The organism is Pseudomonas sp. GP01-A4 (assembly GCF_058780865.1).
On the sequence record NZ_JBYSWF010000060.1, the window covers coordinates 36,540 to 47,768 of the forward strand.

Genomic DNA, 11,229 nt, shown 5'->3' on the forward strand with positions numbered 1-11,229 from the left:
GAGCATGAATATCAGAAGTCTGAATATCGCCCCTCGCGCCGGCCTGGGGTTTGGTTTGCTGGCGCTGATGGTGTTTGCCCTGGGCGGGTTCGCCTTGTTGCAGATGGGCAATATGCGCCAGCAGTCTGACCAGGTGGAAAACAACTGGCTGCCCAGCGTGATGGCGGTCGGCGAGATGAATCAGGACCTGCTGCGGGTGCGGGCCCTGACGTTGCGGCTGCTGCTTAACCGCGACCCGCAGGCAATCACGCAGAATGAGCAGAAAATCACCGAGCTGAAAAGCGGCCTGCACAAGGCTCAGTCCCTCTATGAAGGTTTGATCGTGCTGCCTGAAGAGCGGGTGCTGTTCGATCGCTTTAAAACCGAGGAAGAGCGTTACCTGCAGCGCCAGGAACAGGTGATGGCGTTTTCCCGGGCGAATCAGTTGGAAGACGCGATCAAGGTGGTCAACGGCGAGATGAACCAGTTGGCCGACGAACTGGCCGGCACCCTGCGTGAGCTGGTGACGTTGAACAAGGTCAGTGCCAATCAGGCGGCGAGCCTGGCGCAAAGTGTGTTCACGCAATCGCGCAGTTGGGTGGTTGGCATGATTGCCGTGACGGCGCTGATCACCATCGGCCTGGCATTGTTGCTGACCCGCAGTATTGTGCTGCCGTTATCCCAGTCTTTGAAAGTCGCCCAGGGTGTGGCCAGTGGCGATCTGACCGGGGTGATTACGGTCAGCGGCCAGGATGAGCCGGCGCGTTTGCAGCAGGCGCTGAAAAGCATGCAGGAGAGCCTGCGGGAAACCATTCGGCGTATTTCCGATTCGTCCAGCCAGTTGGCGTCGGCTTCCGAAGAGCTTAGTTGCGTGACCGAAGATGCCACCCGTGGGTTGCATCAGCAGAGTCAGGAAATTGAGCAAGCGGCTACTGCGGTGAACCAGATGACGGCGGCGGTGGAGGAGGTGGCGAGCAACGCGGTGGCTACGTCCCAGGCGTCGCGGGAGTCGGATCGTATCGCTCAGCACGGGCGCGAGCAGGTGCATCAGACGGTGTTGTCGATTGAGTCCCTGGCGGATGATGTGACGGCCAATGCGACTCAGGTGGAGGACCTGGCGCAGAAGGTATATGGCATCAGCAAGGTGCTGGATGTGATTCGTTCGATTGCCGAGCAGACCAATTTGCTGGCGCTGAATGCCGCCATCGAAGCGGCGCGAGCTGGGGATGCCGGGCGTGGGTTTGCGGTGGTGGCGGATGAGGTGCGGGCCTTGGCGCATCGTACGCAGCAGTCGACCCAGGAAATCGAGCAGATGATCAGTGGGATTCAACAGGGGACTGATCAGGCGGTGAGCTCTATGCAGCAGAGCAATACTCGGGCGCGTTCGACGTTGGATATCGCCAAGTCGGCGGGGACGGCGCTGGAGGAGATTGCTTCGGCGTTTACCTTGATCAATGAGCGCAACCTGGTGATTGCCAGTGCCTCGGAAGAACAGGCGGCGGTGGCGCGGGAGGTGGATCGCAATTTGATGAATATTCGCGATTTGGCACAGCAGACGTCGGCGGGGGCGAACCAGACCAGTGCGGCGAGCCAGGAGTTGTCGCGGTTGGCGGTGGATCTCAATACGATGGTGGCTCGGTTTTCGGTTTAGGTTGTTGGGGGAGTATGCCCGTTGCTGTGGTAGGGGCTACTTATGGTTTCGCTCTCGCAGCGAGTCACTTTGCAAAAGCGGCAAAGTAAGCAAAGCGCTCTGCCTCGCCTGTCGGCGGGGCGCCTAAGATCAAAAGCAAGAGCACGGCGGCCTGGAAGCCGACCTGAGTGTTAGAAGCAAAAGCAGAACCGCTTTTCTGTCGGAGCCGGCTTGCCGGCGAAAACCTGAGAACGCCGCGTTGAATCAGTATGCCAGCGTCATCGTTAACGACCTTCGCGAGCAAGCCCGCTCCCACATTGGACCGTGCCCGTTTTAGCTTTTGATTTTGCTTCTAAACACTCAAGCCTGAGCGAGGTGCCGAGTGATCGGGCAAGAGCGTTTTGCTTACTTTTGACTGGGCACGCATTCCGGCTTTCAAAAGTGAGCCACTGTAAGCGCGGTAAACGGGTAAAAAAACGCCCCGAACCAGTCGGGGCGTTTTCAGGCGATCAAGCTGCGGGAGCTTACTTACCCTGCCAACGTTTCAGCACCAGGGTGGCGTTAGTGCCACCAAAGCCGAAGCTGTTGCTCATCACTGTATTGATGGTCGCATCTTCACGAGTCTTGGTCAGGATAGGCATGTCAGCCACGTCCGGGTCCAGTTCCTCGATGTTGGCAGAACCTGCCATGAAGTTGCCTTCCATCATCAGCAGGCAGTAGATCGCTTCGTGAACGCCAGCGGCGCCCAGGGAGTGACCCGACAGGCTCTTGGTAGAGCTGATCGCTGGAGCCTTGTCGCCGAATACCGCACGCACGCCTTCCATTTCCTTGGAGTCGCCGACCGGAGTCGAAGTACCGTGGGTGTTCAGGTAGTCGATCGGGGTATCAACGGTGGACATGGCCATCTGCATGCAGCGGATGGCGCCTTCGCCGCTTGGCGCAACCATGTCGTAGCCGTCGGACGTCGCGCCGTAGCCGACGATTTCCGCGTAGATCTTCGCACCACGGGCCAGGGCGTGTTCCAGCTCCTCGACCACCACCATGCCGCCACCGCCGGCAATGACGAAGCCATCACGGTTCTTGTCATAGGCGCGGGAGGCTTTGTCCGGGGTTTCGTTGTACTGGGTCGACAGGGCGCCCATGGCGTCGAACAGGAACGACTGGCTCCAATGTTCTTCTTCACCGCCGCCGGCAAACACGATGTCCTGCTTGCCCAACTGGATCTGCTCTACAGCGGTACCGATGCAGTGAGCACTGGTGGCGCAAGCGGAGGAGATCGAGTAGTTCACGCCCTTGATCTTGAACGGCGTGGCCAGGCAGGCGGAAACGGTGCTGCCCATGGTCCGCGTGACGCGGTACGGGCCAACGCGCTTGACGCCTTTCTCGCGCAGGATGTCCAGCGCTTCCATCTGGTTCAAGGTCGACGCGCCACCGGAACCGGCGATCAGGCCGGTGCGCACGTTGGATACCTGGTCTTCGCTCAGGCCGGAATCGGTGATCGCGTCCTTCATGGCCAGGTAGGCGTAAGCGGCTGCGTGGCCGACGAAGCGATAGATCTTGCGATCGATCAGTTCTTCGAGGGGCAGGTCGATGGAGCCGGAAACCTGGCTACGCAGACCCATTTCGGCATATTCCGGGTTGAAGCGGATGCCAGGGCGACTTGCACGCAGGTTAGCGGAGACGGTCTCTTTGTCATTGCCCAGGCACGAAACAATGCCCAGACCAGTGATAACGACGCGGCGCATGCGGATAACCCTTAAAAGTTGTCAGTGGAAGTGAATACGCCGACCCGAAGGCCTTCGGCAGTATAAATCTCGCGACCGTCGACAGTCACCGAACCATCGGCAATGGCCAGGTTCAGCTTGCCCTTGAGGACGCGCTTGATTTGAATGTTGTAAGTGACTTTCTTGGCGGTCGGCAAGACCTGGCCAAAGAACTTCACTTCGCCCGAACCCAGGGCGCGACCGCGGCCCGGCAGGCCTTGCCAGCCCAGGTAGAAACCGACCAGCTGCCACATGGCGTCAAGGCCCAGGCAGCCAGGCATCACCGGATCGCCTTCGAAATGGCAGGCGAAAAACCACAGGTCAGGGGTGATATCCAGCTCGGCGACCAATTCACCTTTGCCGTACTTGCCACCCTCTTCGCTGATATGGGTGATGCGATCCACCATCAGCATGTTCGGGGCGGGCAGTTGCGCGTTACCTGGGCCGAACAGCTCACCGCGACTGCAGCGCAGCAGGTCTTCCCGAGTAAAGGCGTTTTGTTTGGTCATGCGAGCTCCTCAATAATCCCATGCGGCAGGGCAGGGCAAATCTTCCCGGCCGACTGAAGCGTTCATGCCTCATATCGGCAGCCTACACATAGACTATTGCGTTGTAGTGAAAGTCACAGCGTCAAGGTCATGAATGTACACTTGTGCACTGAAATTATAAACCGGGCCGGTTTACGGGCCCGTTCGGGTGCCTAAGACTGCCGCACTTTCGTCTTTCACGCCAGTCGCAGTTGGCTGATGGCACCGTGTTACTGCACCCATCTCTGCAGGATTTGCTGCAAATCCGTGCGTTTGAACGGCTTTGCCAGGTAATCGTTCATTCCAGCTGCCAGGCAGGCTTCGCGATCGCCCTGCAAGGCATTGGCCGTGAGGGCAATGATTGGCAGCTCGGCGCAACCGGGCAACTGGCGAATCTGCCGGGTAGCCTCGTAGCCATCGATGCCCGGCAGTCGGCAGTCCATCAGGATTGCGGTAAAAATCAGGCTCTCGGCGCTGCGAATCGCTTCGGCGCCGTCGGTGGCGATGCTCACCTCGAACCCCAGGCTGCGCAGCATGGCTTCGACCACCGTGCGATTGACCGGGTTGTCTTCCACCAGCAACACGTTGCGCCCTTCGCCCGCACGGGCATTGCCTTCGGTATTCGGCGCGAGCACCGGCAAGCTCTGCTGGTAGATCGCCAGCGGAATTTCCAGGGTAAACACCGAGCCGTGGCCTTCTTCGCTCTGGGCGCGCAGGGTGCCGCCCATGCGTTCGGCCAGGGTGCGTGCGATAGGCAGTCCCAGTCCGGTGCCGCCGTAACGTCTTGAAATGGAACTGTCGGCTTGCTGGAACGCATCGAACATCAGTTCCAGGCGCTCGGCGGAAATGCCAATCCCGCTATCGCGCACGGTGCAGGTGAACCACAGCAATTCATGGTCCAGGGTCTGCCAGTGGGGTTCGACGGTGACGGTGCCCTGCTCGGTGAACTTCAGGGCATTGCCGATCAGGTTCACCAAAATCTGCCGGATGCGGGTCGGGTCGCCCTGTACCTGCAGCGAGCCCAGGCCCTGGGGGATCGGCACTTCGAGCGCCAGCCCGCGTTGTTGGGCGGCGTGCTGGAAGGCCTGGGCGCAACTGCCGATCAGCTCCACCAGGTCGAACGGAATGTGCTCAAGCTCCAGGGCCGCGCGCTCGATGCGCGAGAAGTCGAGGATGTCGTTGATCACCTTCAGCAGGTGTTCGGTGGACTCCGAGGCCAGCGCCGCGTATTCGGTCTGTTCCTCGGTCATGTCGGTGGTTTCCAGCAGTTGCAGCATGCCCAGCACCCCGTTCATCGGCGTGCGCAATTCATGGCTCATCATTGCCAGGAAGTCCGACTTGGCATTGTTCGCCCGCTCGGCTTCTTCGCGGGTCTGGATCAACTGGGCCATGGCCTGGTGCTGTTCACGACTGGCCTGGTTCAAGCCATCGGCGAGGTTATTGATGTGGCGCGACAGGTCGCCCAGCTCCGAGTCATCCACGATGGGCAGCGGCGTCTGGTAATCGCCCTGCTGGATCGCCTTGACCGCATTGCCCATGGCGCTGATCGGTTGCGACAGGCTGGCCGCCAGGCGCCGGGCCAGCAGGAAGGTAAACAGCAGGGCGAACAGCGCGAGAATCCCGGCCTTGAACAGGATTTCCTGCTGGCGCTGGCTGAACGCATCGTTGGACATGCCGACAATCACTCGCCCCAGGTAGTCCGCGCGCGGGGCCTTGGGCTCGGCAGTACTGTCCTGGAAGAAGTCATTGCCCAGCTGGATATGTTGCAGGCGAATCGGCGCCTGGAAGACTTTCACCGACAGCGAGCGATCGTGCTTCTCCGACGGTTGCTCGACATACACCAGGATATTTTCTGCGCTGTCCTGAATCTCCAGGAAGCGCACGTGCGGCGTGGCGAGGGTGGCCCGCAACAGGCTTTCAAGCACGTCGTTGTTGCCGGAAATCACCCCGTATTCGGTGGCCGGCGCCAGTTGGTTGGCGATCAACTGGCCGGTGTGGTCCAGTTCCTGGCGCAGGTCCTGGATCCGCACGAAGGTGAAGAAGCTGATCAACAGCAGCGTCAGCAGGAGTGCCGGGCCCAGGGTAATGAGCTGGGTCCGGGTGTTGATGTCCCAACGGCGACGAAATGTCATGGGCGTTTTTCTCCTTCGGCCAGGCGGGCGGCGACGTTGGTTTCGTCCACCTGTTCGATCCCCAGTGAGCGCGCAACCTGCGGGTTGCCTACGACTTTGAAACGTTCCGGGTACAGCGAGCGCGGCCAACTGGCCGGCGCATGATCCAGCAGGCGGTCGAGCACATCCAGCCAGTCGGTCTGATCGCTGTAGGTGCTGGCCAGGCTGCCGGCCTTGACGAACCCGGCGTTGGGCCCGACCAGTGGCAATTGCCTGGCGTAGCTGCTGAGCAGCAGGTTTTTCGCGGTTTTCGGGTTGTACAGCTGGGGATCATCCAGCCCCAGCAAGACGTCGCTGTTCTTGAACAGGCTTTGCAGCGGGCGACTGTCATTAATGTTTTCCCAAAGCTGGGGCACGATCTCCAGGCCCATGGGCGCGGCGTACTGGCGCAGCTCGCGCAGCAGGAACTCGCTGTCGATGCCATAGAGCACGCCGATGCGCCGGGCCTGAGGCAGGATGCCGGTGATCAGGCGCAGTTGTCGGTCCAGCGGTGGGTCGCTCCACAGCAGGCTGATCTTCGCAGGCAACGTGGCACCCAGGCGCTGGCGCGCTTGCAGGCGGCTGATGCGCAGCACCAGGGTCGGTGGGCCCTGGGCGTCTTGCAGGCGCCAGTCAAGGCTGGGCAGGTCCAGCAGGATCAGGCGGGTGCTGGTCGGCAAGTTTGCAGGGGCGGGCAGGTCCTTGAGCGGGGTGAACTTCACGCTGTCTTCGGGACGCTGCAGGGCCAGGGCCTGGACGAATGTTTGTACGCCCGGGCCGTCTTCGTCGGCGGTCAGCAGGATATCCGCTGCCCATGTCGGTGCGCCGAACAGTAAAACCCCAAGCAACACACAGCACCGCCAGAGCCGGGCGGTAAAGGGCAGGGTCATCCGTGACGAGTCGCTGTCCACTAGAACTCTAACTCCGCACTGAAGTAGAGCACGTGGCGTTGGTCATAGTTGTTGTCGGGCCAGGTGGTGGGCTGATTGTCGAGGCGTTGTTGCAACATGCCGGCCAGCTCCACGTTGGCTTTGCCCAAGGCAATGCGCTTGGCCACCCTCAGGTCGACCCGTTCGAAGCGATACTGGTTGAGCGCATCGTCGCCATAGTAGAACACCGCGCTGGACCAGCCATGGCCCCATTCCCGCATCCAGCCGGCCGAGCCGCTGTTGCGGGCGGTCTGCTGCCTGTCCAGGGGGTTGGTGGCGCTGGCATCCACATAAGCATAGGTGACGCGCAGCCGGTCGGCGGTGCTCATGTGCCAGTCGAGCTGGGTTTCGGTGCCGGTAAAGCGCGAGCTGTTCGAGTTGCTGGCGATGTACTGGTTGTTGCGCAGCGGCTCGCTGACCATTTCGCTGATTTCGTCGTAGAACAGCTTCACGTCGACGTTCAGCCCGATGTCGGCAAAAAAGCCGTTGTAGCCCAGCTCCCGGGAGCGCATCAGCTCTTTGTCGAGGTTGCCCGGGCCGCGGGTCACCACGAAGTATTGGCCGGAGTTCTGGCCGTAAGCCGGCGAGCTGAGGTTGGTGACGCGGTAGCTCCAGTTGACGTTGTTCTCGAACATGTCCGGGGAGCGAATGGCTTCGGAGTACACCGCGCGCAGGCCGTGGCGCGGGTTGATCAGGTAGTTGACGGCCACCCGTGGCGTCAGCGAGTTGCCGCTCAGGTGGGTGTCTTCGTACATCGCGCCGCCCTGCAGCAGCCAGTGTTCGCTGGCCCGCCATTCCAGGTGGCCGAACAGGCGCCAGGTGGTGTCGTCCAGGGTGCCGTTGAAGTAGGTGTCGGAGTCGGCGCGGTCGTAGCGGTAGTTCATGCCGCTGACCAGGCGCAGGCTGTCGGACAGGCTGAGGGTGTCTTGCAGCTCCAGGTCGTAGCGGCTTTCCTTGGTGCTTTGGTCGATGTTGCCGCAGACCGGGTCCTTGCCGCCGTCCCCCCATTGCTGGAGCACCTGGCGGGCCAGTGCCTGCTCGGCGGCGCTGCCGGGTGGAAGGTTGCCTGGGTTGAAGTTGTTCATGTGCCGGGCCAGTCGCTCGGCATAGTTGGGGTTGAGCTGCCACAGCTGCGTCAGTTCCGGGCTGAACGAGACCTTGGCATCGCACGCGCGCCAGATCTGCCGGCGATCCCATTGCTGGGCCGAACCCTGGATATACAGGCTGTGATCGGGGTTGAAGTCGAAGTTCCAGCGCAGGGAACCGGCATAGTCCTTGGCGCTGACGTCGGAATTGTTACCGCCTTCGGTAATCCCGTCGAACACCGGTTGGTAGGTGTAAGGGCGCTGGTTGGTGCCTTCCTTGGCGTCCAGTTGCCAGTCGATGCTTTGTTGCGCATTCAGGGTCTGGCTCACGGCCAGGCTGAAGCGGTTCAGGCGGCGCCCGTCGCGGCGGTCAGCGCCCACGCGGTCGCTGTCAAAGCCATCGTCCTGTTGACCGGAGAGTGACAGGCGCAAATCGCCGGTGTCCCAGCCCATGCCCTGGCTGGCGTACCAGTCGTTGATCCCTCGGCCGCCCTGGGTGAGTTTCATCCGCGTGCCATGGCTGTTGGCCGGCGAGCGGGTGAGGATGTTGACGACGGCCATCAGCGCGTTGGCGCCGTAGCTGACGGTATTGGGGCCGCGGAAGACCTCGATGCGGTCGATGTCTTCCAGGGCTACCGGAATATCGCTCCAGTCCACCGTGGCCAGGCCCGCGCGGTACACCGAGCGCCCATCGATCAACACCTGCATGCGCCGCGCATCGCCCGCCTGGGTGCCGTGGTAATTCACGGCGGCCTGGTTGCCGGTGGTGTAGCCGACCATCATCCCGGGCACCAGCCGCAGCAGTTCGGGGATATCCCGTGCGCCGCTGGCCTTGATCAGCTCGCTGTCGATCACCGTCATGCTGCCGGGCACGGCGGCGGCCGATTGCTTGAGCCGGGTGGCGGTCAGCACCTGCGGCAGCGGCTGGCTGTCGAGGAACAGGTCGTCAGCCAGCACCGGCACACTGCACCACGGCATGCACAACAACGTCAGCAAAAGGGATGAGCGAGGAGGAGGGCCCAAATACACGGCACGGCCTTGATAATTACGGATAGCCGCCCATGTTAACTGAGGTGGGGCCTTTTGCCAGTCGTCGGCCTTGTAATTACTTCGCACAAATGTCGCATTTTCCGACAAGCGTTTGAATTGACGCGGGGGCTGGCCGCAGGCGGGTCGCTCCGTATAATGCGGCCATCGCCACTGCTATGGATTAACGGATTGCATATGACTGAACAGCGCCCTATTGCGGTCCTGGGAGGCGGAAGTTTTGGTACCGCCGTGGCTAATCTGCTGGCTGAAAATGGTCACCGGGTGCGTCAATGGATGCGTGACCCCGAGCAAGCCGAAGCCATTCGGGTCAACCGGGAAAACCCCCGTTACCTTAAAGGCATCAAGATTCTGCCGGCCGTGGAGCCGGTGACTGATTTACAGGCGACGCTGGACGAATGCGACCTGTGCTTCGTCGCGCTGCCCTCCAGCGCTTTGCGTTCGGTGCTTGCACCCCATGCCGAGCGGCTGGCGGGCAAGCTGCTGGTGAGCCTGACCAAGGGCATTGAGGCGCACACCTTCAAGTTGATGAGCGAGATCCTTGAAGAAATCGCCCCCGAAGCGCGGATTGGCGTGTTGTCCGGGCCGAACCTGGCGCGGGAAGTGGCTGAGCACGCGCTGACTGCCACGGTGATCGCCAGTGAAGACGAAGAACTCTGCGAGCGGGTGCAGGAGGTGCTGCACGGTCGCACCTTCCGCGTGTACGCCAGTGCCGACCGTTTCGGCGTCGAGTTGGGCGGGGCGTTGAAAAACGTCTACGCGATCATCGCCGGCATGGCGGTTGCGCTGGGCATGGGTGAAAACACCAAGAGCATGCTGATCACTCGCGCCCTGGCCGAGATGACCCGGTTTGCGGTCAATCAGGGCGCCAACCCGATGACCTTCCTTGGCCTGGCGGGTGTGGGCGACCTGATCGTCACCTGCTCGTCACCGAAAAGCCGCAACTATCAGGTCGGTTTTGCCCTTGGCCAGGGCTTGAGCCTGGAAGACGCCGTGACACGTTTGGGCGAAGTGGCGGAAGGCGTCAACACCCTGAAGGTGCTGAAGGCCAAGTCTCAGGAGGTCGGGGTGTATATGCCGCTGGTTGCCGGGTTGCACGCGATCCTGTTTGAAGGGCGCACCTTGAACCAGGTCATCGAGTTGCTGATGCGCGCCGAGCCGAAGACCGATGTCGACTTTATTTCCACCAGTGGTTTCAACTGAGGAACGCGTCATGAACGATCCGAAAGCAGCTCCCAAGTACGAATCCATTGGCCTGCGTGTGCTGTGGATGCTGGTGTTTGCCCTGGTGTGGCAAGTGGCGCAGTTTCTGCTGGGGGCGCTGGTGGTAGTGCAGCTGGTTTACCGGTTGGTGTACGGCGCGCCGAACCTGGGGCTGATGAATTTTGGTGACAGTTTGAGCCAGTTTTTGGCGCAGATTGGGCGGTTTGGCAGCTTTCACAGTGATCAGAAGCCTTGGCCGTTTGCTGATTGGCCGACGCCGCGTGCGCCGGAAGGTGAGGCTGCCCACAGTGTGCCGCCGGCGCCGCATCCTGTGCGTGATGAGGAACCCAAGCTATGAAGGTGTGGGTGTTGCGTCACGGTGAGGCCGAGGGGCATGCGCGTACGGATGCTGAGCGTAATTTGACGGCCCATGGGCGCGATGAGGTTTTGCGCAGTGCGGGGCATCTGATTGGGCAGCCTGTGCGGGCGATTATTGCCAGTCCGTATGTGCGGGCGCAGCAGACGGCGCAGTTGGTGCGGGAGGCGTTGGGGTTTGAGCCTGAGATCCGCACTGTGCCTTGGTTGACGCCCGAGAGTAATCCGCTGGAGGTGCTCAAGCATCTCGATAATGACGATGATGTGTTGTTGGTCAGTCATCAGCCGTTTGTGGGGGGGCTGATCAGTTATTTGCAGCATGGGCATTTTCGGCAGCCGCAGGCTATGAGTACGGCGAGTTTGGCGGAGTTGGAGGGGGATTTTCCGTTGGCGGGGTTGATGAGTCTTTTGAGTGTTCGGAATCCTTAAGGTTGGGTTTGGTTTTGGGTACATATCCGTTTCTTCGGTAACGGCCACTTAGGGTTCCGCTCTTACAGCGGGTCACTTTTGGCAAACGCCCCAAAAGTAACCAAAAGGTCTT

9 protein-coding genes and 1 pseudogene are annotated in these 11,229 nt (G+C 61.1%); 5 read left to right on the forward strand and 5 right to left on the reverse strand.

All coding sequences use genetic code 11. The features are described from left to right. Window positions 1-4: 4 nt before the first annotated feature. Window positions 5-775 (forward strand): annotated as a pseudogene (locus AC3WKX_RS26665) (MCP four helix bundle domain-containing protein); the annotation flags it as partial. Then, window positions 767-1,630, forward strand: coding sequence for a methyl-accepting chemotaxis protein (locus AC3WKX_RS26670; RefSeq protein ID WP_404942412.1), 864 nt, complete (start codon window positions 767-769; stop codon window positions 1,628-1,630). The pseudogene AC3WKX_RS26665 and the gene AC3WKX_RS26670, both read left to right, overlap by 9 nt. 503 nt (window positions 1,631-2,133) lie before the next feature. Here the strand turns inward: AC3WKX_RS26670 and fabB are convergent. The 5 genes from fabB to AC3WKX_RS26695 all read right to left on the reverse strand — a co-directional run bounded on the left by fabB (window position 2,134) and on the right by AC3WKX_RS26695 (window position 9,092). Continuing rightward, window positions 2,134-3,354, reverse strand: coding sequence for a beta-ketoacyl-ACP synthase I (gene fabB, locus AC3WKX_RS26675; RefSeq protein WP_003210553.1), 1,221 nt, complete (start codon window positions 3,352-3,354; stop codon window positions 2,134-2,136). Window positions 3,355-3,365: 11 nt separating this feature from the next. Further along, complete coding sequence (fabA, locus tag AC3WKX_RS26680; RefSeq protein ID WP_003210552.1) at window positions 3,366-3,881, reverse strand: 3-hydroxyacyl-[acyl-carrier-protein] dehydratase FabA; 516 nt, start codon at window positions 3,879-3,881, stop codon at window positions 3,366-3,368. 248 nt (window positions 3,882-4,129) lie between these two features. Further along, window positions 4,130-6,031, reverse strand: a complete 1,902-nt coding sequence (locus AC3WKX_RS26685) for an ATP-binding protein (protein WP_003210551.1) — start codon at window positions 6,029-6,031, stop codon at window positions 4,130-4,132. Then, the gene (locus tag AC3WKX_RS26690) at window positions 6,028-6,939 is read right to left on the reverse strand and encodes an ABC transporter substrate-binding protein (RefSeq protein WP_052024261.1); all 912 of its coding nucleotides are present in this window, start codon (window positions 6,937-6,939) and stop codon (window positions 6,028-6,030) included. Before AC3WKX_RS26690 ends, AC3WKX_RS26685 begins: the two co-directional genes overlap by 4 nt. 20 nt (window positions 6,940-6,959) lie before the next feature. Beyond that, complete coding sequence (locus AC3WKX_RS26695) at window positions 6,960-9,092, reverse strand: TonB-dependent receptor plug domain-containing protein (RefSeq protein ID WP_085984626.1); 2,133 nt, start codon at window positions 9,090-9,092, stop codon at window positions 6,960-6,962. Window positions 9,093-9,287: 195 nt separating this feature from the next. Between AC3WKX_RS26695 and AC3WKX_RS26700 the strand changes: the two genes are divergently transcribed. From AC3WKX_RS26700 to sixA, 3 genes are read left to right on the forward strand one after another with little or no spacing between them, the layout of a single operon-like run. Next, window positions 9,288-10,313 (forward strand): NAD(P)H-dependent glycerol-3-phosphate dehydrogenase, encoded by a 1,026-nt coding sequence (locus AC3WKX_RS26700; RefSeq protein ID WP_003210548.1) that lies wholly within the window; start codon window positions 9,288-9,290, stop codon window positions 10,311-10,313. 10 nt (window positions 10,314-10,323) lie between these two features. Next, window positions 10,324-10,671, forward strand: a complete 348-nt coding sequence (locus tag AC3WKX_RS26705) for a DUF4389 domain-containing protein (RefSeq protein ID WP_063028225.1) — start codon at window positions 10,324-10,326, stop codon at window positions 10,669-10,671. Further along, window positions 10,668-11,117 (forward strand): phosphohistidine phosphatase SixA, encoded by a 450-nt coding sequence (gene sixA / locus AC3WKX_RS26710; protein ID WP_102606228.1) that lies wholly within the window; start codon window positions 10,668-10,670, stop codon window positions 11,115-11,117. The genes AC3WKX_RS26705 and sixA overlap by 4 nt, the downstream gene beginning before the upstream one ends. The last annotated feature ends 112 nt before the right edge of the window (window positions 11,118-11,229 follow it).

What these genes read in the sequence shown, in the direction of transcription:
- AC3WKX_RS26700 (WP_003210548.1), top strand. Translation starts at nt 9,288, where the DNA reads ATGACTGAACAGCGCCCTATTGCGGTCCTGGGAGGCGGAAGTTTTGGT.
- AC3WKX_RS26690 (WP_052024261.1), bottom strand. Translation starts at nt 6,939, where the DNA reads ATGACCCTGCCCTTTACCGCCCGGCTCTGGCGGTGCTGTGTGTTGCTT.
- fabB (WP_003210553.1), bottom strand. Translation starts at nt 3,354, where the DNA reads ATGCGCCGCGTCGTTATCACTGGTCTGGGCATTGTTTCGTGCCTGGGC.
- AC3WKX_RS26705 (WP_063028225.1), top strand. Translation starts at nt 10,324, where the DNA reads ATGAACGATCCGAAAGCAGCTCCCAAGTACGAATCCATTGGCCTGCGT.
- AC3WKX_RS26670 (WP_404942412.1), top strand. Translation starts at nt 767, where the DNA reads ATGCAGGAGAGCCTGCGGGAAACCATTCGGCGTATTTCCGATTCGTCC.
- sixA (WP_102606228.1), top strand. Translation starts at nt 10,668, where the DNA reads ATGAAGGTGTGGGTGTTGCGTCACGGTGAGGCCGAGGGGCATGCGCGT.
- fabA (WP_003210552.1), bottom strand. Translation starts at nt 3,881, where the DNA reads ATGACCAAACAAAACGCCTTTACTCGGGAAGACCTGCTGCGCTGCAGT.
- AC3WKX_RS26685 (WP_003210551.1), bottom strand. Translation starts at nt 6,031, where the DNA reads ATGACATTTCGTCGCCGTTGGGACATCAACACCCGGACCCAGCTCATT.